The organism is Nocardiopsis chromatogenes YIM 90109, from assembly GCF_000341185.1.
Lineage (GTDB): Bacteria > Actinomycetota > Actinomycetes > Streptosporangiales > Streptosporangiaceae > Nocardiopsis_A > Nocardiopsis_A chromatogenes.
In genome coordinates this window covers 46,182-71,393 of record NZ_ANBH01000246.1, presented here as the reverse complement: position 1 = coordinate 71,393, position 25,212 = coordinate 46,182, and the positions used below count along the sequence as shown (strand labels likewise).

30 protein-coding genes and 2 pseudogenes are annotated in these 25,212 nt (G+C 72.5%); 19 read left to right on the top strand and 13 right to left on the bottom strand.

All coding sequences use genetic code 11. The features are described 5' to 3' along the window. Positions 1–265: hypothetical protein (locus D476_RS38570; protein WP_204367010.1), on the top strand; the 265-nt coding region annotated here is incomplete at its 5' end. A 34-nt stretch (positions 266–299) separates the two neighbouring features. Here the strand turns inward: D476_RS38570 and D476_RS0122800 are convergent. Genes D476_RS0122800 through D476_RS0122785 form a run of 4 tightly spaced genes read right to left on the bottom strand, consistent with a single transcriptional unit; the run spans position 300 to position 3,604 of the window. Further along, positions 300–1,004, bottom strand: a complete 705-nt coding sequence (locus D476_RS0122800; protein WP_017626238.1) for a GntR family transcriptional regulator — start codon at positions 1,002–1,004, stop codon at positions 300–302. 35 nt (positions 1,005–1,039) lie between these two features. Continuing rightward, a complete protein-coding gene (locus D476_RS0122795; RefSeq protein WP_017626237.1) occupies positions 1,040–1,543 on the bottom strand; it encodes a flavin reductase family protein in 504 nt (167 codons plus the stop codon). A 26-nt stretch (positions 1,544–1,569) separates the two neighbouring features. Continuing rightward, the gene (locus D476_RS0122790; RefSeq protein ID WP_017626236.1) at positions 1,570–1,995 is read right to left on the bottom strand and encodes an ester cyclase; all 426 of its coding nucleotides are present in this window, start codon (positions 1,993–1,995) and stop codon (positions 1,570–1,572) included. Further along, positions 1,982–3,604 carry a BCCT family transporter gene (locus D476_RS0122785; RefSeq protein WP_017626235.1) on the bottom strand — a complete coding sequence of 541 codons (1,623 nt, stop codon included), beginning with the start codon at positions 3,602–3,604 and terminating at the stop codon, positions 1,982–1,984. Before D476_RS0122785 ends, D476_RS0122790 begins: the two co-directional genes overlap by 14 nt. A 250-nt stretch (positions 3,605–3,854) precedes the next feature. Here D476_RS0122785 and D476_RS0122780 point away from each other — a divergent pair, with 250 nt between their 5' ends. From D476_RS0122780 to D476_RS34240, 7 genes and pseudogenes are all read left to right on the top strand, one after another. Further along, positions 3,855–4,484, top strand: a complete 630-nt coding sequence (locus D476_RS0122780) for an amino acid synthesis family protein (RefSeq protein ID WP_026123767.1) — start codon at positions 3,855–3,857, stop codon at positions 4,482–4,484. Next, the gene (locus D476_RS0122775) at positions 4,481–5,041 is read left to right on the top strand and encodes an amino acid synthesis family protein (RefSeq protein WP_017626233.1); all 561 of its coding nucleotides are present in this window, start codon (positions 4,481–4,483) and stop codon (positions 5,039–5,041) included. The genes D476_RS0122780 and D476_RS0122775 overlap by 4 nt, the downstream gene beginning before the upstream one ends. Next, complete coding sequence (locus D476_RS0122770) at positions 5,038–5,769, top strand: alpha/beta fold hydrolase (RefSeq protein WP_017626232.1); 732 nt, start codon at positions 5,038–5,040, stop codon at positions 5,767–5,769. Before D476_RS0122775 ends, D476_RS0122770 begins: the two co-directional genes overlap by 4 nt. Next, a complete protein-coding gene (locus D476_RS0122765; RefSeq protein ID WP_017626231.1) occupies positions 5,762–7,249 on the top strand; it encodes an aldehyde dehydrogenase in 1,488 nt (495 codons plus the stop codon). The genes D476_RS0122770 and D476_RS0122765 overlap by 8 nt, the downstream gene beginning before the upstream one ends. Before the next feature lies 1 nt (position 7,250). Then, positions 7,251–7,529, top strand: coding sequence for a tautomerase family protein (locus D476_RS34245; RefSeq protein WP_017626230.1), 279 nt, complete (start codon positions 7,251–7,253; stop codon positions 7,527–7,529). Then, a pseudogene (locus tag D476_RS40170) lies at positions 7,526–7,789 on the top strand (LLM class flavin-dependent oxidoreductase); the annotation flags it as partial. The gene D476_RS34245 and the pseudogene D476_RS40170, both read left to right, overlap by 4 nt. Before the next feature lie 25 nt (positions 7,790–7,814). Then, complete coding sequence (locus D476_RS34240) at positions 7,815–8,549, top strand: LLM class flavin-dependent oxidoreductase (RefSeq protein WP_204367011.1); 735 nt, start codon at positions 7,815–7,817, stop codon at positions 8,547–8,549. A gap of 73 nt (positions 8,550–8,622) precedes the next feature. On the opposite strand, the gene D476_RS38030 is transcribed toward D476_RS34240, so the two are convergent. Next, positions 8,623–8,775 carry a hypothetical protein gene (locus tag D476_RS38030; RefSeq protein WP_160167452.1) on the bottom strand — a complete coding sequence of 51 codons (153 nt, stop codon included), beginning with the start codon at positions 8,773–8,775 and terminating at the stop codon, positions 8,623–8,625. 48 nt (positions 8,776–8,823) lie between these two features. On the opposite strand from D476_RS38030, the gene D476_RS0122745 reads away from it, so the two are divergent. Next, on the top strand, positions 8,824–9,168 hold the full coding sequence (locus D476_RS0122745; protein WP_017626226.1) for a hypothetical protein: 345 nt from the start codon (positions 8,824–8,826) through the stop codon (positions 9,166–9,168). Between the two features lie 74 nt (positions 9,169–9,242). On the opposite strand, the gene D476_RS0122740 is transcribed toward D476_RS0122745, so the two are convergent. Together D476_RS0122740 and D476_RS0122735 are read right to left on the bottom strand one after the other, a co-directional pair. Beyond that, positions 9,243–10,550 carry an MFS transporter gene (locus tag D476_RS0122740; RefSeq protein ID WP_017626225.1) on the bottom strand — a complete coding sequence of 436 codons (1,308 nt, stop codon included), beginning with the start codon at positions 10,548–10,550 and terminating at the stop codon, positions 9,243–9,245. 68 nt (positions 10,551–10,618) lie between these two features. Then, entirely contained in the window at positions 10,619–12,034 is a 1,416-nt protein-coding gene (locus tag D476_RS0122735; RefSeq protein ID WP_017626224.1) for a M20 family metallopeptidase, read from the bottom strand. 115 nt (positions 12,035–12,149) lie between these two features. On the opposite strand from D476_RS0122735, the gene D476_RS0122730 reads away from it, so the two are divergent. The 4 genes from D476_RS0122730 to D476_RS0122715 all read left to right on the top strand — a co-directional run bounded on the left by D476_RS0122730 (position 12,150) and on the right by D476_RS0122715 (position 15,442). Beyond that, the gene (locus D476_RS0122730; RefSeq protein ID WP_017626223.1) at positions 12,150–13,097 is read left to right on the top strand and encodes a LysR family transcriptional regulator; all 948 of its coding nucleotides are present in this window, start codon (positions 12,150–12,152) and stop codon (positions 13,095–13,097) included. Between the two features lie 327 nt (positions 13,098–13,424). Then, complete coding sequence (locus D476_RS0122725; protein WP_017626222.1) at positions 13,425–14,045, top strand: DsbA family protein; 621 nt, start codon at positions 13,425–13,427, stop codon at positions 14,043–14,045. A gap of 64 nt (positions 14,046–14,109) precedes the next feature. Continuing rightward, positions 14,110–14,916: an MBL fold metallo-hydrolase gene (locus D476_RS0122720; protein WP_017626221.1), complete on the top strand. Its 807-nt coding sequence runs from the start codon at positions 14,110–14,112 to the stop codon at positions 14,914–14,916. Between the two features lie 106 nt (positions 14,917–15,022). Next, a complete protein-coding gene (locus tag D476_RS0122715) occupies positions 15,023–15,442 on the top strand; it encodes a nuclear transport factor 2 family protein (RefSeq protein ID WP_017626220.1) in 420 nt (139 codons plus the stop codon). Between the two features lie 127 nt (positions 15,443–15,569). Here D476_RS0122715 and D476_RS34235 read toward each other — a convergent pair whose 3' ends face one another. Next, positions 15,570–16,004 (bottom strand): MerR family transcriptional regulator, encoded by a 435-nt coding sequence (locus tag D476_RS34235; RefSeq protein ID WP_017626219.1) that lies wholly within the window; start codon positions 16,002–16,004, stop codon positions 15,570–15,572. A 91-nt stretch (positions 16,005–16,095) separates the two neighbouring features. Here D476_RS34235 and D476_RS0122705 point away from each other — a divergent pair, with 91 nt between their 5' ends. Together D476_RS0122705 and D476_RS0122700 are read left to right on the top strand one after the other, a co-directional pair. Continuing rightward, positions 16,096–17,193 carry an alkene reductase gene (locus D476_RS0122705; protein WP_017626218.1) on the top strand — a complete coding sequence of 366 codons (1,098 nt, stop codon included), beginning with the start codon at positions 16,096–16,098 and terminating at the stop codon, positions 17,191–17,193. 293 nt (positions 17,194–17,486) lie between these two features. Next, positions 17,487–17,690, top strand: a complete 204-nt coding sequence (locus tag D476_RS0122700; protein WP_017626217.1) for a cold-shock protein — start codon at positions 17,487–17,489, stop codon at positions 17,688–17,690. Between the two features lie 91 nt (positions 17,691–17,781). Here D476_RS0122700 and D476_RS0122695 read toward each other — a convergent pair whose 3' ends face one another. Further along, positions 17,782–18,105 (bottom strand): MerR family transcriptional regulator, encoded by a 324-nt coding sequence (locus tag D476_RS0122695; RefSeq protein ID WP_026123766.1) that lies wholly within the window; start codon positions 18,103–18,105, stop codon positions 17,782–17,784. A gap of 175 nt (positions 18,106–18,280) precedes the next feature. On the opposite strand from D476_RS0122695, the gene D476_RS0122690 reads away from it, so the two are divergent. Beyond that, positions 18,281–18,979: a class I SAM-dependent methyltransferase gene (locus tag D476_RS0122690; RefSeq protein ID WP_017626215.1), complete on the top strand. Its 699-nt coding sequence runs from the start codon at positions 18,281–18,283 to the stop codon at positions 18,977–18,979. Between the two features lie 27 nt (positions 18,980–19,006). On the opposite strand, the gene D476_RS37600 is transcribed toward D476_RS0122690, so the two are convergent. Continuing rightward, positions 19,007–19,249 (bottom strand): hypothetical protein, encoded by a 243-nt coding sequence (locus D476_RS37600; RefSeq protein ID WP_152529413.1) that lies wholly within the window; start codon positions 19,247–19,249, stop codon positions 19,007–19,009. A gap of 13 nt (positions 19,250–19,262) precedes the next feature. Here D476_RS37600 and D476_RS35750 point away from each other — a divergent pair, with 13 nt between their 5' ends. Beyond that, positions 19,263–20,981 (top strand): DUF6745 domain-containing protein, encoded by a 1,719-nt coding sequence (locus D476_RS35750; protein ID WP_152529412.1) that lies wholly within the window; start codon positions 19,263–19,265, stop codon positions 20,979–20,981. A 78-nt stretch (positions 20,982–21,059) separates the two neighbouring features. Continuing rightward, the gene (locus tag D476_RS0122680) at positions 21,060–21,377 is read left to right on the top strand and encodes an ArsR/SmtB family transcription factor (RefSeq protein WP_017626213.1); all 318 of its coding nucleotides are present in this window, start codon (positions 21,060–21,062) and stop codon (positions 21,375–21,377) included. Here D476_RS0122680 and D476_RS0122675 read toward each other — a convergent pair. Then, positions 21,362–21,793 carry an arsenate reductase ArsC gene (locus D476_RS0122675; protein WP_026123764.1) on the bottom strand — a complete coding sequence of 144 codons (432 nt, stop codon included), beginning with the start codon at positions 21,791–21,793 and terminating at the stop codon, positions 21,362–21,364. The two genes, D476_RS0122680 and D476_RS0122675, sit on opposite strands and share 16 nt — an antisense overlap. A 127-nt stretch (positions 21,794–21,920) precedes the next feature. Between D476_RS0122675 and arsB the strand changes: the two genes are divergently transcribed. Further along, positions 21,921–23,027 carry an ACR3 family arsenite efflux transporter gene (gene arsB, locus D476_RS0122670; protein WP_017626211.1) on the top strand — a complete coding sequence of 369 codons (1,107 nt, stop codon included), beginning with the start codon at positions 21,921–21,923 and terminating at the stop codon, positions 23,025–23,027. Between the two features lie 18 nt (positions 23,028–23,045). Here arsB and D476_RS39335 read toward each other — a convergent pair whose 3' ends face one another. Further along, on the bottom strand, positions 23,046–23,672 hold the full coding sequence (locus tag D476_RS39335; RefSeq protein WP_239648802.1) for an NAD(P)-binding domain-containing protein: 627 nt from the start codon (positions 23,670–23,672) through the stop codon (positions 23,046–23,048). A gap of 402 nt (positions 23,673–24,074) precedes the next feature. Then, positions 24,075–25,190 (bottom strand): annotated as a pseudogene (locus D476_RS39955) (MFS transporter). Positions 25,191–25,212: the final 22 nt, after the last annotated feature.

Sequence of the window (25,212 nt, the reverse complement as noted above, 5' to 3'; positions counted from 1 at the left end):
CCGCGGGCGTGCCCGGCACGATCGGCGGTGCGGTCCCCGGTGCGGCTCCGGAGCGGGTGCGAGCCGGTACGAGCGGGGCCGGGACGGATCCGCGGACGTGCTCGGCCGCACTCGGGGGGGCTCGGCGGGTGCGGCCGAGGTCCAGGTCGCGCGGGCCGAGGAGTTCGTCGCCGTCGACGTCACCGATGGCCGGATCGGCGCGGTGCGCACGATCACCAACAGAGCCGGACTCGGCTACGCCGCGGCCCAACGGCGGAGCCGGTGACGCCCGGCGGTCCGTGCGCTCGCCAGGTTCCTGATCAGGTCCTGGCGGGATCGGTCGATGGGCCGGGGCCGGGAGCCGGGAGTCCGGCCAGGAGGGCGCGGCGGCTGGCCCGGACGTGCTCGCGCATGACCTGTTCGGCGCTATCGCCGTCCTTCTCGATGATCAGCTCGAGTACCAGGTGGTGCTCGCGGTCGGACTGCAGCGGCCGCCCCGGCTGGTCCAGGGAGGTCTTCACCAGCCGGGGGTAGGCCAGTTGGTTCATCAGCGTCTTGTAGTGCGCCTCGAGTTTGCTGTTGTCCGCCCCGGTGATCAGAAGGTCGTGGAACTCCCCGACCAGTTTCGCGTAGTGCTCGCGGTCGTCGCGCGCCACGGCCGCGTCGGCCTCCCTGAGGTTGTTCCGGAGGCGGTCGACCTCGGGGACCCGGCCCCGCTGGGCCAGGAGGCGGGCGGCGGCGCCCTCGAGGAGTTCCTTCATCTCGAAGAGCTCGGTGATCTCGCGCCGGGACGGAGTGGTGACGAAGGTGCCCACCCGTGGCCGGATCTCGACCAGGCCCTCGGTCTGGAGCTGCTTGAACGCCTCGCGGACCGGGGTGCGGCTGACGCCGAACTCGTCGGCCAGAGCGAGCTCCGAGAGTGGCGCGCCCGGGTCGACCTCACCGCCGATGATGCGTGCGCGCATCTCGGCGATGACCTTGGCCTGGATCGACGTGGTGGCCGATCCGCCCGCTTCCTGAGTCACTGGGCTGCTCCTCGATGTCGCGGTCGTATGCCTGATCATCCCAAAGGCGGGAGCGCCCCACCGTCGACGAATCCGCCGGCGCTGTAGACCATCGGGGCATCGTCGGTGACCTCGGCGTGGACCACTCGGCAGATGAACACCGTGTGCGTGCTGGCCTGGAGCCGTTCACGGATCTCGGTCTCCATCCGCGCGGCGCTGCGCGCGATCAGCGGACTTCCGAAGGGGCCGTGCGTCCAGTCGAGTCCGGCGAACTTGTCGTCGGACTTGGCCGCGAAGCGCTGGACCACGTCGAGCTGTGCCGTCGACAGGATGTTGATCGCCATGTGGTCCGTCCTGAACAGGCAGTCGTGGGTGGAGGAGGACCGCTGGACACACACCATGACCGTCGGCGGTTCCAGCGAGATGCTGGAGAAGGCGTTGACCGCCAGGCCCTTCGGGGTGCCGCCGTCCATCGCGGCCACGACGGTGACGCCGGTGACGAAACGCCGGTTGACCTGCTTCATCAGGGCGGTGTCGGGGGTCGCCGGAAGCGTGGGCATAAGGGTGCTCCTTGTCGTGCCGCTGATCAGTCCTGTCCGACGGCGATGATCCCCAGCGCCGAGAGCAGGGCCCGGGGGTCCCAGGTCACGAACTCCTCGGCGATGAGCGCTCCGTCGAAGCGCGCGAAGGTCGCTCCGGCGACCTCGACGCGTCGCCGGGTGGCGGGGACACCCAGGAGTGCGCCCTCATGGGTGCCGGTGCTGTGCCAGCGGACCGCGGCCCGGTCGCCCTCGATGACGACGTCGTCGAGCACGGTGGTCAGGTCGGGGAACGCCGAACGGGTGGCGGCGATCGACGCCTTGAACATGCGCAGGTCCTGGGGGTGCGGTTCCCGGCCGTGGCGGAGGTAGCCGTCGGCGAGCAGTTCGTCGAGCGCGTCGACGTCCCCGTGGTTCCACGCCGCCGCCCAGACCTTCTCGATGTGCGCGCGCCGGGTGTCAGTGTGCGGCATCGGCCTCCGCCTCCTCTTCCGTCTCGGGGGTCGTGTCGGGTGTGCCGGCGGCCCCGCCCCGCCGTTCCGTCGCCAGGTCCTTCCAGAAGGACACCGCGACGCCGGCGATGATCACCAGGAAGGGCAGCGAGGTGATGATCACGGTGTTCTGGAGCGCGTCGAGGCCGTCGGCGAGCATCAGCGTGACCGCGGTGCCGCCGGTGAGGACGCCCCAGAGGACGAGAACGGGGCGGCGCGGGGCGAGTGAGCCGTGGGAGGTCATCGACCCCAGCACGTAGGTGTTGGAGTCCGCGCTGGTCACGAAGAAGATCACCGCGAGCAGGACGGCGACCGCCGAGGTGGCCGTCGGCAGGGGGTACTGCTCGAGCGTCGCGAAGAAGGCGTTCCCGAGGTCGGCCGCGGTCTGGTCGGCGATGTCCCCGCCTCGGAACAGGTCCACGTGGATGGCCGAGCCGCCGAACACCGCGAACCAGGTGAAGAAGGCCAGACTCGGGACAGTCAGGACCCCGGTGATGAACCCGCGGATCGTGCGGCCGCGGGAGATCCGGGCGAGGAAGATGCCGACGAACGCGCCCCACGCCACCCACCAGGCCAGCATGAAATAGGTCCACCACTGCATCCACTCCAGCCCGCCGAAGGCGGTGCCCTGCAGGCTCATCCGGAGGAAGTCGCCGGCCCACACGCCGATCGACTCGATGTAGAGGTTGGCGATGAAGACGGTCGGGCCGACGATCAGCATGAACACGAACATCGCGATCGCCAGGGTGCCGCTGGTGAAACTCAGCATCTTGATGCCCCGGTCGATGCCGCTGACGGCCGACACGGTGAACACCGCGGTGACGGCGGCGACGATGAGCACCTGGGCGACGGAGCCGACGGGGATCCCGAACAGCCGGCCCAGCCCGTTGTTGATCTGGAGCGCCCCCAGCCCCAGGGACGTGGCCGTGCCGAAGAGCGTCGCGAACACCGCGAGCACGTCGATCGCCTTGCCGATCGGGCCGTTGGCCCTGTCGCCCAGGAGCGGGGTGAACAGTTGGCTCACCAGGGGGCGGCGCCCCTTGCGGTAGGTCGAGTAGGCGATCGCAAGGCCGAACACGGCGAAGACGCCCCAGGCGTGCAGGCCCCAGTCGAAGTAGGAGTACTGCAGCGCGCGCACCGCGGCATCGGGGGTGTTCGGCTCGGCGAGGCCGTGGGGCGGTGTCGCCAGGTGCGAGATGGGCTCGGCGACGCCGTAGGAGATCAGGCCGATGCCCATCACGGCGCCGAGGAGCATCGCGAGCCAGGCCGGGGTGGAGAACTCCGGCCTGTCGGAGTCCTTGCCGAGCCGGATGCGGCCCGCGGGGCTGAAGGCGAGGAACACCAGGAAGACGAGGATGCCGAGGGTGACGAGCAGGTAACTCCAACCGAACGACGAGGTGACCCAGTTCAGGGACGACTCCGTGACGCTGTTGAGGTTCTCGGTGAACAGGGTCGCCCAGGCGATGAAGACCGCCGCGACGGCGACCGACGTCCAGAAGACGGAGCCGAGCCTCCCGCCCCCGCCCGGGGGGCCGTTCTCCGGTGCCGCCGCGAGGTCCGGTTCCGGACCCCCGTGTAGCTGTCTGGACATGACACTCCCTGAGTCGGGCCTCGAACCGCACTGCCGTACAAGCCGCTCGCCGGACGGCGCTGGCATACAAGAAACGGTAAGCCACGTCACAGGCCACATGTCAAGCACCACACGGAAATCCACGCCCCGATCGACATCGGCATAGTGATCACGCAGTTCAAAGAGGCTATGAACCCGACCCATCCAACATGGTGGCGATGGCGGCAGACTTATCTTGACTCACACGGCACGGATATCTAACGTTCCTTGCATGCAAGAGATTGGTGGCGCGCCCTCGGTTGAACCGGTCCGCGTCCGCAAACTGGTGACCTACCGCGATGTCGTCGTCACCGAGGCCGAGGTGGCGCCGGACCGGCCGGCGCGGCGCGCCAGCGTCGCCGCCGTCATCCGCAATCCGTGGTTCGGCACGGCGCCGCTCGCCGACCTCCGAGATGAGCAGGAGCGGATCGGTCCCGTGCTGGCCGGACTGCTCTGCGACCGGCTTGTGAACGCGCTCGGCCCGGTGCACGGGATCGAGGCGTTCGGGAAGGCGGCGATCGTCGGCACCGCCGGCGAGATCGAGCACGCCGGAGCGCTCATCCACACGCCCTACTTCGGCAACCTGGTCCGGGAGGCGCTCCACGGCGAGTCGATCATCTGCTTCGCCGACACGCGGGCCGAGGCGGGCGAGTCGTTGGTCGTCCCCCTCTGGCACAAGACGCACGCCGCGACGCGCAGCCACTACCAGACCATCAGCGCACGCGTCCCCGACGCCCCCCGGGCCGACGAGATCGTCGTCATCGCGGCCGCGTCCACCGGCCCACGCCCGCACCCCCGGATCGGAGACCGCAGGACCGACCCGGTCGTCACCGCCGAGATCCTGGAGGGATCACCGTCATGAACATCCGCAAGATCGTCACCGTCGTCGAAGAGGTCCGGGCCGAGGGCGGGCGCGCGGTCAGCCCCCCGGCCACCGTCGCCGTCGTCGCGGCCGTGATCCGGAACCCGTGGGCCGGACAGGGCTTCGTCGAGGATCTCGGCCCGGGGATCGACGCGACCGCATCGGACCTCGGCGCGCTGCTCGCGCCCGCGGTGCTGGAGGAGCTCGGGGCCCCGGCCGAGGCCTACGGCAAGGCCGCGATCGTCGGCCTCGACGGAGAGATCGAGCACGGGTCCGCGCTCATCCACACCCTCGCCTTCGGGGACCACTTCCGCAAGGCCGCGGACGCCACCACGCTCCTTCCCGCGGTCGAGAAGCGCGGCCCGGCCGGGATCGTGTTCGACATCCCGCTCAAGCACGTCACCGACGCGACGATCCGCTCCCACCACCAGACGGTGGAGGTCCGGATCGCCGACGCACCGCACCCGCAGGAGATCGTCGTCGCGCTGGCGGCCGCCGCGCAGGGCCGCCCCCAGCAGCGGCTCGCGGCCTTCTCGACCGAGCAGGACCGGTCATGAGCAAGCCCACCGTCGTGCTCTTGCACGGTGTCGGGCTCGACCACACGATGTGGGAGCCCACCGCCGAGGTGCTGGCCGACCGTTTCACCCTCGTCACACCCGACCTGCTGGGCCACGGGCGGAACAAGCCTGCCGCGGCGGGCACCGCCCTGGAGCACCTGGCGCTCGACGCCGCGGCGGAGATCCCTCCCGGGGCCCACGTCGTCGGCTTCTCCCTCGGCGCACTCGTGGCGCAGTACCTGGCTGTGCACAGGCCGGAACTCGTCGCGTCACTGACCTCGGTGAGCTCGGTGTGCAGGCGCACGCCGGCGGAACGGGAGAAGGTGCTCGAACGGCTCCGCCTGGCGCGCACCGACTTCGAGGCGGCGGTCTCCGCGTCACTGCGCCGGTGGTACGCGGGCACCGGCGTCGGCGCCGAGTGGGTGAGCCGCACCGAAGCGACCCTGCGCGCCAACGACGTGGAGTCCTTCCACAACTGCTACCGCGTGTTCGCGACCGCCGACGCCGAGCTCGGCCCCGACCTGCACCGGATCACCGCACCCGCCGTGGCGGTCACCGGTGGGGACGACCCGGGGTCGACGCCCGAGATGACCCGTCGGCTCGCGGCCGCCCTGCCGAACTGCAGGGCCGCCATCGTGCCCGGAACACGCCACATGCTCCCGGTCCAGCGGCCCGAGGCCGTGGCCGACCACGTCACCGCCCTCATCGGAGACAACGCCCATGCCTGACGTGAAGAAGCTGAGCCATCTCATCGGCGGCGAGCAGGCCGAGCCCGCCTCCGGAGACCACTTCGAGAGCACGAACCCGGCGACGCGCAGACCGCTCTACCGGGCGGCCCGGGGCGGCGCCGCCGACATCGAGCGCGCCGTGGCCGCGGCGAAGCGGACGTTCGAAGACCCGCGCTGGCGCGACCTCAGCCAGACCCGGCGGGGACACCTCCTGCGCCGACTCGGCGACCTCATCGCCGAGAACGCCGAGGAGCTCGCCCGCATGGAGACGCGGGACAACGGCAAGCTGCTGCGCGAGATGCGCGGGCAGCTCGCCGCCCTGCCCGAGTACTACCACTACTACGCCGGTCTGGCCGACAAGATCCACGGCGACGTCGTGCCGACCTCCGACCGGGCGGTACTGAACTACACGAGCCGGGAGCCGCTCGGCGTCGTGGGGGCCATCACCCCGTGGAACTCTCCGCTGACTCTGACCAGCAGCAAGCTGGCTCCCGCGCTCTGTGCCGGGAACACCGTCGTGGTCAAGCCCTCCGAGCACACCTCGGCCTCCGTGCTGCGGCTGGGGGAACTCGCGATCGAGGCGGGCCTGCCCGCCGGTGCGGTCAACGTGGTCACCGGTCTCGGGGCCGAGGCCGGACAGGCGCTCGCCGACCACCGCGACCTCGCGAAGATCTCGTTCACCGGCAGCACCGCGACGGGCTCCCGCATCGCAGCGGCCGCAGCGGGCCGATTCGTCGGCTCGACCCTGGAGCTGGGCGGCAAGTCGCCCAACATCGTGTTCGAGGACGCGGACATCCCGAACGCCGCCATGGGGGTCGTCGCCGGAATCTTCGCCGCAGCGGGCCAGACCTGCATCGCCGGCAGCCGCGTGTTCGCCCATCGTTCGGTCTACGACGAGCTGCTGGAGCGCGTGGCCGAGCGGGCGAAGCGCATCCGCATGGGCGACCCGATGGAGGACACCACCGAGATCGGCCCGCTGGCGTTCGAGGCGCAGCGGGACAAGGTCGCCGGATACGTCGACCTGGGGCGCAGCGAAGGGGCCCACGTCCTCACCGGAGGCCGTCCCTCGGACGGCGGCCTCGGCGGATACTTCTACGAGCCGACCATCCTGGTCGACGTGGACAACGGCATGCGCGTCGTCCGGGAGGAGGTCTTCGGCCCCGTCCTCGCGATCATGCCGTTCGACACCGAGGAGGAGGTCACCCGCCTCGCGAACGACACCGAGTACGGCCTCGCGGCGGGGGTGTGGACCGGCAGCCTGGGGCGGGCCCACCGGATGGCCGCGCGCCTGGACGCGGGGACCGTGTGGGTCAACACCTACCGGGCCATGTCGCCGATGTCCCCGCGCCAGGGCTTCAAGGCCAGTGGAGCCGGTGTCGAGCACGGCACCGAGACCATGAAGGAGTACACGCGGCTCAAGAGCGTCTGGATCAACACCAGCGATGAGCCCGTGGCCGACCCCTTCGTGCTGCGGAGCTGAGATGCCGCAGGTCGACATCGCCCTCGCCGAAGGACGCACCGCGGCTCAGCTCCGGGACCTGATACGCGAAGTGCACGCAGCGGTGGTCCGCACCACCGGAACCAGGCCGGAGTACGTCCGTGTCGTCGTCCGAGAGGTGCCGCGGACGCACTGGGCCACCGGTGACGTGACCCTCGCCGAGATGGATTCCGCGAGCGGGGCCGGCCACAGCGCCGGACGACAGAACGACGGCGCCGTCCCCGGGCGCCCCGCCCACACCGCACATCTGGAGCAGCAGTGAGATTCTCCTTGTTCGCGCACATGGAACGCTGGGACGAGAGCGTGAGCCCTTCCCGGCAGTTCGAGGACCTGACCGAACTCGTGCAGATCGCCGAAGCGGGCGGCTTCAGCACGGTGTGGATCGGCGAGCACCACTCCATGGAGTTCGTCGCCTCTCCCAGCCCCATTCCGCAACTGGCCTACCTGGCGGCACGCACCTCCACCATCCGGCTCGGCGCGGGCACCATCGTCGCCCCGTTCTGGAACCCGATCAGGGCCGCCGGCGAGGCCGCANGGCCGAGCCGAGATCGGCCTGGCGCGGGGCGCCCACCAGTTCGAGTTCGACCGCCTCGCGGGCGGTCTGCCGGCGGGCGACGGCGGACGGTACCTCCGGGAGCTGGTCCCGGCCGTCCGCGCGCTTTGGCAGGGCGACCACGCCCACGACGGGGACATCTGGCAGTTCCCCACCTCCACCAGCGTGCCCAAGCCGGTGCAGCAGCCGACCCCGCCGATGTGGATCGCCGCCCGCGACCCCGCCTCGCACGACTTCGCCGTCGCCAACGGGTGCAACGTGATGGTCACGCCCCTGATGAAGGGGATCGAGGAGGTCGAGAACCTCGTCGACAAGTTCGAGACCGCGGTCGGCGACCACCCCGAGGTACCGAGGCCCGAGCTCATGGTGCTGCGGCACACCCACGTGCACAGCCCTCAGGACCCCGACGGCTGGCGCCCGGCGGCGGAGGCCGTCCAGCGCTACTACCGCACCTTCGACGCCTGGTTCGGCAACGACCGGACGCCGGAGAACGGTTTCCTCGAACCGAGCGCGGTGTCGAAGTTCGAGGGACGCCCGGAGTTCGAGCCGGAGTCCCTGCGGCGGACCGCGATGATCGGCACCCCGGACGAGGTCGTCGAGCGGCTGCGCCGCTATGAGGAGCTGGGCATCGACGAGTACGGCTTCTGGATCGACAACGGCCTGCCGCACGAGGAGAAGCGCCGGTCCCTCGAACTGTTCATCAAGGAGGTCGCGCCCGCCTTTGCGTAGGCACCGCGGCACCGGCCGGGCGTCGGTTCGGACACTGGACCGCACGCCCGGCCCTGGTCGCAGAAGGTCGCATCTACGCTGAGACGACACCGGGGCCGGTCCCTGCCTCCGGGGCCTGGCGGTAGCGGGCCGGGTCCTCGTCGCACTCGGCGGCCCTCTCCTCGGCCGTCCGCCGCACCACGCCGTCCGTTCCGCCCTCCTGCCGGGGTTCGGCGATCACTCGCACGATGTGCAGGATGTGTGGCAACGGCCGACGAGACAGGGAGCGTCCAACGTGCCGGACCGATTCCTCACCGATGCCGCCATGGACTACACCGCGATCTACGGGCGCGGTGCCGGGTGTTGTGGTGACGAGGATTTCGCGCTCTACAGGTTCCTGTGCTGCGGAGGTGTACGCCTCGTCTGCTACGAGGACGACACCGTGTATCTCGACCCCCGCGACCTCAGTCGCCAGGGCTCCTCCTCCGTGTCGTCACAGACCGAGTCCGAGTGCCCGCTGTGCGGCGTGCCGGTGTCCGTAGGTCAGCCGTACACGGCCTGGGCGACCTGGGGCGAAGCAGCGGCGAGCCCGTGGGCGTGGACCATCCGCCCGGACGCTTGGCCGCGGCCCCTCCGCTGACAGGCCCCCTCGGACACCGACCTTCGGCACATGCTGTGGAGGTCCGGTTCGATTCGGGCCTCCATCTCGTGTTCTCAGCGGATGCCGCGCCACCGCACCGCTGCGAAGAGGGCGGCGACGGTCACGAAGGAGACGGCCAGCAGGTAGTAGCCGGGTGACTCCTGTCGGCCCGTGGTGGCCACCAGCGCGGCCGCGATCGTCGGGGTGAACCCCCCGAACACCGCAACGGTGGTGTTGTAGCTGAACGACAGGCCGGTGGCACGCGCTCGGACCGGGAAGGCGTCGGCCATCACCGAGGGCAGTGCCCCGAAGTACACCGCCTTCAGCAGGCCCAGGACGACCATCACGGCCACCAGCACACCGAAGGTGCGGGCCGCGGTGAGCCACAGGAACAGCGGGACGACCGAGGCCCCGATCAGCAGGGCGGCGGGAAGCATGATCCTGACGCGGCCGACCATGTCGCCGGCCTGGCCGACGAGCGGTGTGACGAAGGTGAGGATCGCGCCGGTGATCACCAGGGCCAGGAACGAGGAGGAGGGGGAGAGGCCCAGCTCGCTGATGCCGAACGTCGGCAGGTACTGCAGGATGAAATTCAGCGCGGTGGACACCACGAGCACACCGCCCGCGATCAGCAGCCCGCCCCACTGGTACCGGAACAACCCACCGAGCTGGGAGGACACCCGCTTCGCGCCGTCGTCGGGGTCGGCCATCGCCGGGGAGTCGTCGACATGGCGGCGGATGTAGTAGCCGACCGGCCCCACGAGCAGGCCGAAGGCGAAGGGGATGCGCCACCCCCACGCCGTCATGTCCGCCTCCGACAGCAGCGCGGTCAGCCCGGCGGCGAACCCCGCCGCGAGGAGCGTCGCCATGCCCTGGCTGGCGAACTGGAAGCTGCCGAGGAAGCCGCGCCGTCGGCCGTTCTGCTCGACGAGCAGCGATGTGGCCGCGCCGAACTCGCCACCGGCCGCGAACCCCTGGACGAGGCGTGCCGCCACGATGCCCAGCGGCGCGAACAGGCCGATGGTGTCGTAGCCGGGCATGACGACGATCATGCCGGTCCCCACGACCATCAGCCGGATGCTCAGGACCAGGGCCTTCTTGCGCCCCCGACGGTCGGCGTAGGAGCCCAGCAGCAGCCCGCCCAGGGGACGGATCAGGTAGGTGACGCCGAACACGCCGAAGGCCTGCACGAGCTGGACGCCGGGGTCGGCGTCGGGGAAGAAGACGCGGCCGATGTAGATGGCGAGCATCGCATAGATCGCGATGTCGAACCATTCCAGGGCGTTTCCGATGGTGGCCGCCGCGATCACGCGGACCGGTCGCGTGGCGGGCGCCGGGACGCTGGAGTCCGGCGACGGGGACGGGGGCGCGGCGGGCGACATGGTTCTCCCAAGGACGGGGGGCGGGGGTCAGCGTGGGACGGGTGTCGTGGGCGAGCCGGCCGTCGGCGTCATTGCGGGGACGCCGGCGGGGGCGGCGCACTCCCTTCGTCCGCCGCCCCCAGGTCGTGGAACAGTCCCGCGGCCATCTCCAGGCCCTGGCGGGCCACGCTCACCAGCAGGTGTTCGTCGGGTGCGTGCTGTCGGCAGCCGGGGTAGGAGTGCGGCATCCAGATCGTGGGCACCCGCAGGATGTCGGTGAACACGTGGTTGGGCAGGGAGCCGCCGATGTTGGGCAGGACGGTCACGGGCCCGCCGACACTGCGTTCCAGCGAGGCGGCCGCCCAGTGCACCCACGGGTGGTCGGGGTCGGTGCGGCTGGCGGGGAACGTCTGGGGGATGCGCACGCCGACCATGGGGTAGCCCTGGGCGTCGAGATGGGCGCGCAGGGACCGGGCCATGCCGTCGAGGTCGGTACCGACCACGAACCGCAGTTGGAGCACGGCGCGGGCACGGCCGGGGATCGCGTTGACCGGGGCGGCGGCGTTCCCGGCGTCGAGCGCGATGACCTCCACCGTGTTCCACCCGTACAGCCGTTCGGCCGGTGTGAGCGCGGGGTCGGCCCAGGCGGTGTCGATCGCCTCCCCGTCCGGGCACGCGGCGATGTGGACCCGGGACAGTGCGGTGCGGACCGAGTCCGGCAGGCGCTCGGGGAGCAGCGCGGGGCAGGTGATGCCGCCGTGCCCGTCGACCAGCGTGCCGACGGCACCGGTGAGGGTGGTGGCGGCGTTGCGCAGCACCCCGCCCCAGTTGCCCGAATGGTGGTCGGCGGGACGGAGGTCCGCGTCGAGCTCGATGGTGGCCCCGCCGCGCGCGCCGAGGAACAGGGTGGGGGTCGAGGCGGTGAGCCGGGGGCCGTCCGAGGCGATCAGCACGTCGGCCCGGAGCTCGTCCCGGTGGGCGCGGACGAACTCGGCCAGGCCCGGCGAGCCGATCTCTTCGCCCGTCTCGAAGAGCATCGTGAGGTTGAACCCCAGGCGCCCCCGTACGGCCAGAACCGCCCGGAGCGCGGCGAGGTTGATCAGGTGCTGGCCCTTGTTGTCGGCCGTGCCCCGGCCGTACCAGCGGTCCCCGACGGCGGTGAGGGTCCACGGGTCCCGGCCGTCGCCCCACCGGCCCGCCTGGCCGTCGACGACGTCGGCGTGCCCGTAGCACACCACGGTGGGCCGCTGCTCGTCTTCGACGCGGGTGGCGATGAGGAACGGGCCGCCGACGCCGACGGGGTTGGCGGCGAGGGTGACCGTGCACCCCAGCTCTTCGAGGATCGGCCCCAGCGCGTCGCACAGGTATGCCTTCAACGCAACGCCGCCTTCGGGGCGTCGGCTTTCCGTGGGGTAGGCGACGAGTCCCGAGAGCTCGGCGAAGAACGCCCCGGAGTCGAGGTACTCCCTGGCCGCTGCGGTGGCGGTGGTGCGGTCCAAATCCATTGCCCCTGGTCGTGCTGCAGGTGTGCCAGGAGACTAACCGCGGGCGTACAGTGATGACCATTGCCGATTTTCGGCGCCTGCCTTGCAGTCGACGCAACGATGCCGGTGGTTCACGGTGCCCCTCGTCCCCGCCGCCCTGCGCTACTTCCGTGAGGTCGCCCAGACCGGTTCGATCACCGTCGCAGCGGACAACCACCACATCACGCCCTCCTCCATCAGCCGGCAGATCGCCAAGCTGGAGTCGGAGATCGGACGGCCGCTGTTCCACCGGCACCCCCGGGGGATGACACTCACCGAGGCCGGTCGCCGACTGCTGGCCCACGTCCACCGCAGCGAACTGGACGCCTCGGCGCTGTTGGCCGAGCTGCGCGCCCTGGACCCCGCCGGGTTCCGCAGGATCGCCGTCGCCTGCACCGAAGGCTTCGCGCATTCCGTGGTGCCGCAGGCGATGTCCCAGCTGCGGCGGATCCACCCCGCGGTCACCTTCCGCCTCGACGTCACCGGCCGCGAGGAGGCGACCCGCCGCGTGGCCGAAGGGGACGCCGACGTGGCCGCCACCTTCGCCCTCGGACGGCAGGAGGACGTGTGCGTCGACCACTCGGCCGTGGTGCCCACCTTCGCCGCGGTGCGGGGGGACCACCCCCTGGCCCGCCGACCCCGGGTCGGCTTCGCGGAACTGTGCGGCCACCCGCTCGCCCTGTCGGCCGAGGGCGCCAGCCAGCGCGAGCTGTTCGACATCGCCGCGCGCATCGAACGGGTGGAGGCCACCGTCGTCCTGGAGTGCGACCGGTTGGCCCCGGTCTACGCGTTCGTCCGCTCCGGCGGAGGAGTGGCCCTGGTCAGCGGTCTGGGAATGGACGGTGATCCGGACGGTGACCTGGTCCACGTCCCGCTGACCCACCCCGTCTTCGACCAGCGCCGCGCCCAGATCCAGACGATGATCGGCCGCCACAGGAGTCCTGCGGTGGCCGACTTCATCAACCTCCTGGTCGCCCGGCTTCCCCATGGGGGTGCTGACGGCACCGAGCCGGGGCCCGGTTCACGCCCTACGGACCCGCGCTGACGGGAGACCGGGCCGCGGGCGGCGGCGCGCCTGCGCCGCGAGGCGGAGGGCAGGGGGCACGATTGACACGGAAGGCGCAGGTCACGGCGGACGAGCAGGCGGCGGACGCCGGCCTCGCGCCGCCGTGCGGACGGCCGCATTGAGCAGGAGCCCGGCCGCCCGGTGTTCGAGCTCCCGCTGGTTCCGGACCGCCCCGGGCGGCCTTCGGACGGTGATCCACCCCACTCAATAATCTCCACACTGGGAAATATCTGCCTAGCAAGATACTGTTCTCTCAGGCAAATGGTCCGCTGGACGCGGGCCCGCAACCGGGAGGGACCCCACCCCATGAAGCTCGTCTACGCCTTCGACGCCTACTGCGGATGGTCGTACGGTTTCGCCCCCACCCTGGCCGAGGTCGTCCGGCGCCACCCCGGCCTGGAGGTGGAGGTGGTCTCCGGCGGCCTGTTCACCGGCTCGCGCCGCGTACCGATCAGGGAGTTCGGATACGTCCAGGCCGCCAACGCCAGGATCACCGAGCTGACCGGGGTGCCGTTCGGCGACGGTTACGCCCGGCTGATCGCGGACGGCTCGTTCGTCATGGACTCCGAGGCCGCCGCCCGGGGCGTGGCGGCGCTGAGGCGGATCGCGCCCGACCGCGCCGTGGAACTGGTCGCCGCGGTGCAGCGCGCGTTCTACATGGACGGCATGAGCCTGTCCGACCCGGCGACCTACCGCACGGTCGCCGAGGCGGCCGGCCTGGACGCGGACGCCGTCGTCGACGCGCTCTCCGCACCGGAGTCGAAGGCCGCCGCCGAGGCCGACTTCGCACGGTCGGCCGCACTGGGGGTCGACGCCTACCCCACCCTCCTGGCCCTCGACGGCGGTCGCGCGACGCGGCTCGCCGTCGGCCGCGCCGACGCCGACGAGATCGACCGGCGCCTTGAGGCCCTGTCCACCGCGTCCTGACGCCCCTCCCCCTGCCCGACTCCGCTCCACCCGTCCATCCCAGTCACACACGGAAGGCACAGCCATGAGCACGCTCGACTACCGGGTCTTCGACCTGACCTTCCCGGCCGGCTCCAAGAACAAGACGGCCACCCTGATCACCGGCGAGGAGCAGGCGTTCCTGGTCGACGCCGGGTTCACCCGCGCCGACGGCCACCGCCTGGCCGCCGAGATCCTCGACTCCGGAAAGAAGCTGACCACGGTCTTCATCAGCCACGGCGACCCCGACTTCTACTGGGGCGCCGAGGTGGTCGCCGACGCCTTCCCCGAGGCCGAGATCGTCGCCACCCCGCCGGTGATCGAGCACATCGCGAAGTCCTACGAAGGCAAGCTCAAGGCGTGGGAGGCCGTGGGGGCGAACCGCCCGACCCGCCTGGTCGAGATGGCCGAGCTGACCGGCGACATCGCCTTCGAGGGGCACGTGTTCCAGCTCAAGGGCGGCCGCCCGGGTCTGGACGACCGCCACTACCTCTGGCAGCCCGAGCAGCGGGCGATCGTCGGCGGCGTACTGCTCTTCCAGAACGAGCACGTCTGGGTCGCCGACACCGCCACGCCCCAGGAGCGCGCCGAGTGGATCGAGGTGCTCGACGAGATGTCGGCCCTGGAGCCCGCATTCGCCGTCCCCGGCCACCGGCTGCCGACCGACACCCTCGACGCGAGCCCCATCGCCTACACCCGCGACTACCTCACCGCCTTCGAGGCCGAACTCGGCAAGGCCGACAGCGGCGAGGCGCTGACCGATGCGATGGTCGGCCTCTACCCGGACGCGGGGATGCTCATCGCGGCCCAGCTCGGCGCCAAGGTCGCCAAGGGAGAGATGTCCTGGGGCTGACCGCTTCCGTCCCGCGGTCCGGTGCCGGGCCCCGGAAGCACCGGCACCGGACCGCCGCCCCGCCCGTTCGCATTCGCAGCCGCACTCGACCCGAAAGGCCTCTGCCATGACCGAATCCGGCGACCTCCAGAACTCCACCGCCCCTGCCGACGTGGTGCGGCGCCAGTACATCGCCTCCGCCAACCGCGACCTGGAGGCCCTGCGGGCCACACTGGCCGTGGACGTCGAGTGGACCGAGATGGCGGGCTTCCCCCTGGCCGGCACCTACCGCACCCCGGAAGGCGTCACCTCCGCCGTGATGGAACGGCTGAGCGAGGAGTGGGACGACTGGACGGCCCACGACGACACCTACGTCGTCGACGGCGAGAACGTCGTGGTCCTGGCCCGCTACACGGCCACCAACAAGGCCACCGGCAAGGACCTCGACGTGCGCGTCGCCCACCACTTCACCGTCCGCGGCGGGCGCATCGTGCGCTTCGAACAGTTCGTGGACACCGCCAAGGTCCGCGAGGCCATGGCGGAGTGAACCGGGGCCGGGCGCGCCGTGCCCCTGGCCGAGCGGGATAGCCGTCCGGCGCGTCCAGCACCAGCAGGCGGTGTCCCGTCCGCACCCCCGTCTTCTGCGCGAGCGTGCGTCCCATCGTCGATGCCCCCTATGCGTGGCCTGCTTCCACCGCCCCGGCCGTAGACCGGGGGTCCGACCCTTCTCCGGAGGCGCACCGGTGCCGGTGCTCCCCCGCCCGGTGGCGGCGGTTGGCCTCGATGACCTCGTCCAGCGAGTCCCTGGTCCGCAGGAGATCGGCGATGTGGGCGTCCAAGCGCTCCCGCTCCGCGACCAGCAGCTCCCATGCCTCGTCGGTGTGCCGCGCGCTCGGCGCGTCGACGCACGGGAGCAGTTCGGCGATGGCGCGGCTGGACAGCCCGGCCGCGAACAGCCGCCGCAGGAACCGCACCCGGTCCACACTGCCCTCGGCGTAGTGCCGCTGCCCGCTCGGGCTGCGCTCGCTGGTGAGCAGCCCCTGCTCCTCGTAGTAGCGCAGCGACCGGACGCTCGCGCCCGACCGCTCGGACAGCTCACCGATCCGCATTCGCCCTCCCGCGGGCCGCCGCCGTGACCCCGGCCACAGCACGCCCCTCACCCTTGCCCCTCACATCAATGTCAGCTTTTAGCGTACCGGCATGACCGAAACGAGAACCAGCGACCGTACCGCCACCCTGTTCGACGCCTCCTCCCTCGGCGGCCTGCGCCTGCCGAACCGCGTCGTCATGGCGCCCATGACGCGGGTCCGCTCCGAGGACCGCGGCCTGGCCACCGCCTCCATGGCGGCCTACTACGCCCAGCGCGCCTCCGCCGGGCTGATCGTGTCCGAGGGGATCCAGCCCAACCGGGTCGGCCAGTCCAATCCGGGAACGCCCGGCCTGCACACCGACGAGCAGACCGCCTCGTGGCGGCAGGTCACCTCCGCCGTCCACACCAACGGCGGCCGGATCTTCGCCCAGATCATGCACGGCGGGCGGATCAGCCACCCCGATACGACCGGGATGCGGCCCGTGGGGCCGTCGGCGGTCGCCGCCCGCGACGCCCGGGTGTTCACCCCCGGCGGCCTCCGGCCCGCCCCGGTCCCGCGCGCGCTGAGCACCGAGGAGGCCGCGGCCGAGGCGCTCTCCTATGCCGCCGCGGCCGAACGCGCGATCGACGCCGGGTTCGACGGCGTGGAGCTGCACGGCGCGAACGGCTACCTGATCGGCCAGTTCCTCTCCTCCAACGCCAACCTGCGCACCGACGCCTACGGCGGCTCGGTCGAAGGCCGGATCCGGTTCGCCGTCGAGGCCGTGGCCGCGACGGTCGAGGCGGTCGGCGCCGAGCGGGTCGGCATCCGCCTCTCCCCCGGGGCCGGGATCTGGGACGCGATCGACGAGGACGTCCCCGGGCTCTACGGCGCCCTGCTCGCCGCGCTGGCGCCGATCGGCCCCGCCTACGTCCACCTGGAGGCCACGGCCGACGAGCCGACGCTGCTGGGCCTGCGCCGCGCGTGGCCGGGCACGCTGATCGTGAACCCGTCGGACCCGCAGAGCCCCGTACCGGCGGACCGGAAGGCGGCCGAGCACTGGCTCGACCTGGGCGCCGACCTGGTCTCCTTCGGTCGCGCGTTCATCGCCAACCCGGACCTGGTCGAACGCCTGCGCGCCGACCTGCCCCTGGAGGAGGCCGACCGGTCCTTCTACTACCAGGGCGGCGACACCGGCTACCTCACCTATCCCCCGTTCCGCTACTGACCGGGAAGGCGTCCGGGCGGCCGCAGAAAAGCTCCGGTGGCCGTACCAGATATTCCGACGAGCCGCGGACACCATTTTTCGGCCGGAAAAATTGAAACCGCAGACCGCTTTGTCGTGCCCCGCTGCGGTGTTAGCGTTGAAGCCGGTTGCGGCCATGGTTCCCAAAGACTTCGGCGCCTCAGGCGAGCTCTTGGAGCGCTGTGCGGTATTCGGTTTTCCGGACGGGTAATCATTGCGGCGACTCCGGCCCCGCGAGGTGCGGGCGCCGGACACCACCCTGAAGGAGAAGTATTTTGGCTACTGGCACCGTCAAGTGGTTCAACGCGGAAAAGGGCTTCGGCTTCATCGAGCAGGAGGACGGCGGCTCCGACGTCTTCGCCCACTACTCGAACATCAACGCCACCGGCTTCCGCGAGCTGCTTGAAGGCCAGAAGGTGACCTTCGACGTCACCCAGGGCCAGAAGGGCCTGCAGGCGGAGAACATCGTTACCGCCTAAAGAACGCGGACGTCCGGCGGGCCGCGGTCCGCACCTGGGAGGTGCGGACCGCGGCCCGCCGCATCACGGCCCCATCCGACCGCCCGGCCGGCTACCCGTCGCGCTCGGCGCTCATCTCCGCGTTGATGCGCTGCGCCTCCTCGAGCTGGTCCTCCAGGACGACGATCCGGCAGGCGGCCTCCAACGGCGTACCGCCGTCGACCAGCTCGCGGACGCGTGCCGCGATGCGCAGCTGGTAGCGGGAATACCGGCGGTGCCCACCGGAGGAGCGCAGAGGCGCGATCACCTTGGTCTTGTCCAGGCTGCGGAGGAAACCGGGGGTCGTGCCCAGCATCTCGGCCGCTCGCCCCATGCTGTATGCGGGATAGTCCTCATCGTCGAACTTGCTGTCGATGTCTCGTGCTTCTCGACTCACTGCATCCTCTGCAAACCGAGGCCCACGACGCCTGGGCACCGCCGTCTCGGAGGCGGACCGGCAGCGCCGCCGACATGGTGCCCACCGCGCGCTCGCGCCGGACTCGCCCCCTCTCGTGCCCGTCTGCCAGGTGTTCAGGGTACTAAAGCAGGAGGCAGGGGGCTTCCTCTCCGACGTGCGAGATACCCTCGGGCGGTACCAGGACGTGCTCGGCGAGGGGGCGGCGATGGAACTCGGCGAGGAGCAGCAGGACCACTGGACGCGGGTCTACTCCCGCAACCCGCACATGTACGGCAGCGAGCCCTCGGCGGTCGCCCGGCACGCGGCCGACGTGTTCGCCGGGCGCGGCGCCCGCTCCGTGGCCGAGCTGGGCGCCGGGCACGGCCGCGACGCGCTCTGGCTCGCCGGACAGGGTCTGCAGGTGGCCGCCACCGACTTCAGCGCCACCGGCCTGGAGCAGCTCCGGGCCGCCGCCGACGAGCGCGGCCTCGGCGGATCGGTGCATCCCCTCGTGCATGACGCGCGCGACCCCCTGCCCTTCGCCGACGCCTCCCTGGACGGGGCCATGGCGCACATGCTCCTGTGCATGGCGCTGAGCACCGAGCGCATCCGCGCACTCGTGCAGGAGGTGCGCCGGACCCTCAGGCCCGGCGGCGCCTTCGTCTATTCGGTCCGCCACACCGGCGACGCCCACTACGGCCAGGGTGTCTCCCACGGCGACGACATCTACGAGCACGGGGGCTTCGCGGTGCACTTCTTCGACCGGGCCCTGGTCGACACGCTGGCCGACGGCTGGGAACTGCAGGAGGTCCACGCCTTCGAGGAGGGCGAGCTGCCCCGGCGGCTGTGGCGGGTCACCCAGGTCAAGAGGTGACGGCCGTCGACGAGCGCGGCCCCGGGGTCAGCCCGCGCAGCAGGAGAGCCCGGCGACGTCGGTGGTGAAGGTCCGGGCGGCGGGCCTGCGCGACTCGGCGGCGGAGACCTCGGGCCGCTCGCCCGGGGCGAGCCGGGCGAGCTCCGGGCCGACGGCGTTGCCGCCCGCCGCGCCCGCGTGGCGGCTCCGCCGCCGCTCCCCTCCGAATCCCCGACCGCAGGGGAACCCGCCTCCTCCCGGTGCCGTCCGAGAAGTCTCAGACGACCTCACGCGAGGAGCACCCGTGCCTTTGGACCCGATCACCGACGACGACCGACGCACGCTGCGGGAACTGGCCGAGCGGTGGAACACACGGGCCGCCACCCCCGACCGGGCGGCCGTCGAGGACGGCTTCGCCCGCCTCTACCGGGAGCAGGGCATGGAGCCGCCGCTGATCGTGTGGTTCGACTCGCCCATGGCGGGCATGGTCGCCGCCTACACGCTGGCCTTCGGCGGCAAGGAGCTCGAACGTGCCGACAGCCCCGCCGCCGGGGAGTGGGCCCGCCGCAGCACGCCCCTCCCGTCCGAAGAGACCTCGTCGCCGCACCCGCTCGCGGGGGTGATCCGCGTCGGCCGCCTCCTTCCGGAGGACACCCCCCAAGGGCTGATGGCCGCCCTCCACGTCGCCGCCGGGGACCTGGTCCCCAGCCCGGCGTGGGCGGGCTACTGGGTGCTGAAGCAGGCCCAGATCCAGGCCCGGTACCCGGCCGACCCGGAGTTCTCCGACCGCGTCCGGGAGACGGCCGTGGCCGCGCTCACCGACGCCCTCCTGCCCGCCGACCCGCGGGCGGAGGCCGGGGCCGTTCTCGCCCGGACCCCCGACGACGAGGACCGGTGGGGGAAGGTCGTCAGGGGCGTGCGCCACCCGAACGACCCGGCGGCGGTGCTGACGGCGCTGCTGCTCGGGGCGCCGGGCCGTGAGGGCGGCTCCCTGGAGGACCACCCCCTTCTGGCCATCGCCCCCGGTCTGGGCCCATGGTGGGCCTTCGACGGGGTACTGCTGGCCACCGACCCGCCCGTGGAGGTCCACACCGACGCCCGCGGACGCCTCCACCGCGCGGACGGGCCCGCGGTGCGCTTCGCCGACGGGTTCGGCGTCCACCTGTGGCACGCGCACCAGATGCCGCCGAGCGCGATCGTGCCCGGGTGGACGGCGGAGGACATCGCCTTCGCGCCGGACGAGGAGATCCGGCGGCGCGCGGAGGCCGAGCTCGGCCCGGGCACGGTCCGGCACGACGCGGGCGACGTGCGCCGGTGCGCCGCCGAGCGCCTCGGCTGGGCGCGGATGGTGCGCGACCTGGGCCTGGAGCCGGTGGCGGGGCCCACCGCCGACCCGGACGAGCCCGCGTCCTCACTCGCCCTGTACGACCTTCCCGAGCCGCTGTTCGGCCGCCCGGCCCGGGTGGTCGTCCGGTCCGGCGGGCCGGGCGACGGCGAGGCCCTCCTCGTCCCCGCCGACGCCGACGACCCGGTGGCCGCGGCGTCCTGGCTGACCGGCCCGGACGAGGAGCCCTGGGCGCTCGGCGACGAGGTCTCCGTCCTCGACATGGAGCCGGACGACGACATCGAGCACGTGGAGGAGGTGCACCTGATCGGCGGGCAGCCGCTGGAGCCCTTCGCGAGCGAGGGCGCGGGCGGCACCTACTACCTGTGCGGCCGGGGTCCGCGGCGGCCGGTCCTGTTCGCCGACTCCGAGGGCGGGGCCCGGGTGCTGGGCCGCGACCTGAAGGAGGCCCTGGAACTGCTCGCCGCCGAAGCGCTCGACGACTACCGGGAGGACGAGGAGGCCGGGGAGGAGATCGCGGCCGTCGAGGACCTCATCGAGGAGCTGAGGCTCACCCCGCCGTCCACCCCCGAGGAGTACGGGGCCCGGGTCGCCTCCGCCCGCGCGATGAGCACCGCGCTGACCCTGATCATGACCGAGGAGGGCAACGCCTACGAGTACCGGGACGACACGGACTGACCCGCCGCCCGGCCCGGGCCCCGGGCCGTCCGCCGGGGCGCGGTTGACGGCGCCCCGGCGGCATGGTGGCATCAGTCCATGCTGATCTCTTCCGGCGCGCCCCTCGGAGAACGGGCCACCGCCCTGCTCGGGGACCCGCTGCGGGCGCGGATCGTGGCGCTACTCGCCGACGAGCAGCTGTGCACCTGCCACCTCATCGAGGAGACCGGCGCCCGGCAGCCGACCGTCAGCCACCACCTGAAGATCCTGCGCGAGGCGGGGCTCGTGGAGACGGAGCCGCGCGGGCGCTACACCTACTACCGGCTGCGCGCCGAGGCCGTCGCCGCCCTGGCCGGGGAGCTGAGCGACCTCGCCGCCCGCGCGGAGGGGGCCCAGGGGCGTTACCGCCCCTGCTGAGCGCCGTCCTCCCCGGCCACCCCCAGTTCGGCCATCAGGGTCTCGACCCGCGCGCGGATGTCGTCGCGCACCCTGCGCACCGCCTCCACCGGCTGCCCGGCCGGGTCGTCGAGCTTCCAGTCGAGGTAGCGCTTGCCGGGGAAGACGGGGCAGGCGTCCCCGCACCCCATGGTGATCACCACATCGCTGGCCTGGACCGCGCCCGGGGTGAGGACCTTGGGCCGCTCGGCGGTGATGTCGATGCCGACTTCGGCCATGGCCTCGACGGCGGCGGGGTTGACGGCCTCGGCCGGTTCGGAGCCCGCGGACCGCACCTCGACGCGGTCGCCCGCGAGGTGGGCCAGCAGTCCGGCCGCCATCTGGGAGCGCCCGGCGTTGTGCACGCAGACGAAAAGGACGCTAGGGGTGTCCGACACGGTGCTGCCCTCTCTGTGGGACGTCGCGGTCGCACGGGCCGAATCCATCGACCCGAGTTGATATCAGCCTACGTCGATGTATCGTGGCCTGGCGAACCCGCACCGCACCGTTCCCGGAGGAGACGCCATGGCCCGCCCCGAGGCCCACACGCCCGCGCCGCAGGCCCCGGCCCCTGCGCCCGAGGCGGCGCGGCTGTCCACGCTCGACCGGTTCCTTCCGCTCTGGATCGGCCTGGCCATGGCCGCCGGGCTCCTCCTCGGCCGCTGGGTGCCGGGCCTGCAGGGCGCCCTGGACGCGGTCAAGGTCCAGGGCATCTCGGTGCCCATCGCCCTGGGCCTCCTGGTCATGATGTACCCCGTCCTGGCCAAGGTCCGCTACGACCGGCTCGGCTCGGTCACCGGCGACAGGCGCCTGCTCGCCTCCTCCATCGTGCTCAACTGGGTGATCGGCCCGGCCCTGATGTTCGCCCTGGCCTGGCTCCTGCTGCCGGACCTGCCCGAGTTCCGCACCGGCCTGATCATCGTCGGACTGGCCCGCTGCATCGCCATGGTCGTCATCTGGAACGACCTGGCCTGCGGCGACCGCGAGGCCGCCGCCGTCCTGGTGGCCCTCAACTCGGTGTTCCAGGTGCTGGCCTTCGGTGTGCTCGGCTGGTTCTACCTGTCGGTCCTTCCCGGATGGCTCGGCCTGCCCACCAGCGGCATCGACGTCTCCGGCTGGGAGATCGCCGCCATGGTGCTCGTCTTCCTCGGCGTCCCGCTACTGGCCGGGTACCTCACCCGCACCTTCGGCGAGCGCGCCAAGGGCCGCGCCTGGTACGAGGACCGGTTCCTGCCCCGCGTCGGCCCGCTGGCCCTGTACGGGCTGCTGTTCACCATCGTGATGCTCTTCGCCCTGCAGGGCGAGGCCATCACCTCGGCCCCGCTGGACGTGGCCCGCATCGCGGTGCCGCTGCTGGTCTACTTCGTGCTCATGTGGGGCGTGTCCATGGTGTTCGGCCGCGCGGTCGGGCTGGCCTACGACCGCTCGGCCACCTTGGCCTTCACCGCCGCGGGCAACAACTTCGAGCTGGCGATCGCGGTGGCGATCGGCGTGTTCGGCGTGGCCTCGGGCCAGGCCCTGGCCGGGGTCGTGGGCCCGCTCATCGAGGTGCCCGTCCTGGTCGGGCTGGTGTACGTGTCCCTGTGGGCGCGCCGGTTCTTCCCCTCACCGACCGGGGCCGCCGCCTCCTGACACCGCGACCGCCACCGGTCACCGCACGCCGAGCCGCCGCAGCACGGAGCGGGCGTCACGGCCCACCCTGCGCAGGGTGGCCGAGGAGAAGCTGCGCTGGAACTCCAGGCCCACGTCCCCCAGCCCCGGCACCGCGGTGGAGACCCCGCCACGGTGCAGCGGCGTCCCGTCGGCCGCCAGCGCGCCGGTCCCCTCCAGGTAGTCCAGGGCGGGGCGGTAGCCGGTGGCCAGGAGGACGGTGTCGATCCGCTCGACCTCGCCGTCGGCCCATACCGCCTTGTCCCCCTCCAGGCGGTCGAACACCGCGCGCCGGTCGGGGTTGCCGGTGGCGAACGCGGCGCGGTAGCGGCCGTCGTCGTTCACCTGTGTCGGCCCCTTCTCCCACACGCGCCGCAGGGGCGCGGCGTCCAGGCCGCTGCGGACGAACCACCAGTGGATGTCGCGCCCCAGCGGTCGCTGGGACGCCCAGGCCACGGGCGCCCGGGTCGCCAGGGTCACCCGGGCGGTACGGGCCAGCTCGGCGGCGATCTGCACCCCGGAGTTGCCGCCGCCCACGACCACGATCCGCTGCCCGGCGAACGGCCGGGGCGACCGGTGGTCGGCGGTGCGCAGCACGGCCCCGGTGAAGCCGTCGAGGCCGGGCAGGTCCGGACGGCGGGGGCGGCCGAAGGCGCCGGTCGCCGCGATGGCCGCACGGAGCGCTCCCCTGCGGCGGTGGCCGCCGCCAGGCCGTCGCCGGTGGGCTCCAGCGCGGTGACGGCCCGGCCGCAGCGGATGTCGGCCTCCAGGTCCTCGGCGTAGGCGCGCAGGTAGCCCACGACCTCGTCGCGCAGCGGGTAGTGGTCGGGCTCCCCGGGAAAAGGGCGCCCCGGCAGTGGGGAGAACCGTGCCGGGGAGAACAGGGTCAGGCTGTCGTCATAGTGCGGCCACGCCCCGCCCGGGCCGTGGCGAGTCCGGCCTGGCCGGCGCCGATGATCAGCAGGGGGACACGGGTCATCGAAGCTCCTCGGGAAACGAAGGATGCGAATGAGGGAAGGGCGGGGCGGGTCAGGCGCGCGCCGCGCGGCCTCGCGGGCCGGTCGCCGCCGCCGCGGCCGCGCCCAGCGCGCCGACTCCGGCGACGGCGGCGAACATGGCGGGGTAGCCGCCCAGGGGTACGGCCAGCGCCGCCCCGGCCCACGGGGCCAGCGCGACGGCCAGCATGACCGGGGTGTGCAGGACCCCGTTGAGTACGGCGTAGCGCTCGGTGCCCCACCGGTCGGCCACCGCCGTGGCCTGGAGCAGGGTCAGCACGCCCCGCGCCGCCCCGGCCGTCAGCGCGATCGCCGCGAGCAGCGCGGTCGGCCCGGAGACCAGGGCGAACAGGCCGGTGGTGGCGGCGCAGACGGCGAGCACGGCGACCGACCGGGCCACCGGCGCGGTCCGGCGCTCCAAGGGCGCATAGGCGAGCCTTCCGAGCACTTGGCCGATGCCGCCCACGCCGAGGAGCCACGCCGCCGCGGCCGTGCCGTACCCGCGCCCCTCCAGCAGCGGCACCAGGTTCACCATGGCCGCGTAGACCCCGAACGCGCCGAGCGCCAGAGCCGCGCCCAGGGCGAGGAAGGACCGGCTCCGCAGGACGGGGCCGGTCCCGCCGTCCGTCCGGCGCGGGCCGCCCCCGCCCGTCCGTCCGCTTCCGCGCGGCCACGGCGGGGTCAGGGCGAAGGCGTGCAGCGGTACGACGACCAGCGCGAGGACCCCCGCCAGGGCGAGTTAGGCGCCCCGCCACCCGAAGGCCTGCTCCAGGGCGGCCGCCACCGGGGCGAAGACCGTGCTCGCCAGGCCCGCGACGAGGGTCAGCGCGGTCAGCGCCCGCACCCGCCGGCCCCCGTACCAGCGGGTGAGGGCGGCGAACGCGGGCGGGTAGAACAGGCCCGCCATCGCCGCCCCGGCGGCCGCCCAGGCCAGGAAGAACACCCACAGAGCCGGGGCCAGGGCGACGGCGGCGACGGCGGGCACGGCCGCGACGGCGGCGGCCGTCATGACCGGCCGGGGACCGGCCCGCTCCAGCCACCGCCCGACCGCGATCCCGCCGAGCCCGGCGACCACTTGGGCGGCCGAGAAGGCCGCCGTCGTGGCCGACAGCGGCCACCCGGTGTCGGCGCCGATCGCGGGCGCCAGCACGGGGAAGGCGTAGAACAGCACC

Coding starts and splice junctions, on each gene's coding strand:
- D476_RS0122795 (WP_017626237.1), bottom strand. CDS start 1,543: ATGCCCACGCTTCCGGCGACCCCCGACACCGCCCTGATGAAGCAGGTC.
- D476_RS0122790 (WP_017626236.1), bottom strand. CDS start 1,995: ATGCCGCACACTGACACCCGGCGCGCGCACATCGAGAAGGTCTGGGCG.
- D476_RS0122785 (WP_017626235.1), bottom strand. CDS start 3,604: ATGTCCAGACAGCTACACGGGGGTCCGGAACCGGACCTCGCGGCGGCA.
- D476_RS0122780 (WP_026123767.1), top strand. CDS start 3,855: ATGCAAGAGATTGGTGGCGCGCCCTCGGTTGAACCGGTCCGCGTCCGC.
- D476_RS0122775 (WP_017626233.1), top strand. CDS start 4,481: ATGAACATCCGCAAGATCGTCACCGTCGTCGAAGAGGTCCGGGCCGAG.
- D476_RS0122770 (WP_017626232.1), top strand. CDS start 5,038: ATGAGCAAGCCCACCGTCGTGCTCTTGCACGGTGTCGGGCTCGACCAC.
- D476_RS0122765 (WP_017626231.1), top strand. CDS start 5,762: ATGCCTGACGTGAAGAAGCTGAGCCATCTCATCGGCGGCGAGCAGGCC.
- D476_RS34245 (WP_017626230.1), top strand. CDS start 7,251: ATGCCGCAGGTCGACATCGCCCTCGCCGAAGGACGCACCGCGGCTCAG.
- D476_RS0122740 (WP_017626225.1), bottom strand. CDS start 10,550: ATGTCGCCCGCCGCGCCCCCGTCCCCGTCGCCGGACTCCAGCGTCCCG.
- D476_RS0122735 (WP_017626224.1), bottom strand. CDS start 12,034: ATGGATTTGGACCGCACCACCGCCACCGCAGCGGCCAGGGAGTACCTC.
- D476_RS0122725 (WP_017626222.1), top strand. CDS start 13,425: ATGAAGCTCGTCTACGCCTTCGACGCCTACTGCGGATGGTCGTACGGT.
- D476_RS0122720 (WP_017626221.1), top strand. CDS start 14,110: ATGAGCACGCTCGACTACCGGGTCTTCGACCTGACCTTCCCGGCCGGC.
- D476_RS0122715 (WP_017626220.1), top strand. CDS start 15,023: ATGACCGAATCCGGCGACCTCCAGAACTCCACCGCCCCTGCCGACGTG.
- D476_RS34235 (WP_017626219.1), bottom strand. CDS start 16,004: ATGCGGATCGGTGAGCTGTCCGAGCGGTCGGGCGCGAGCGTCCGGTCG.
- D476_RS0122705 (WP_017626218.1), top strand. CDS start 16,096: ATGACCGAAACGAGAACCAGCGACCGTACCGCCACCCTGTTCGACGCC.
- D476_RS0122680 (WP_017626213.1), top strand. CDS start 21,060: ATGCTGATCTCTTCCGGCGCGCCCCTCGGAGAACGGGCCACCGCCCTG.
- arsB (WP_017626211.1), top strand. CDS start 21,921: ATGGCCCGCCCCGAGGCCCACACGCCCGCGCCGCAGGCCCCGGCCCCT.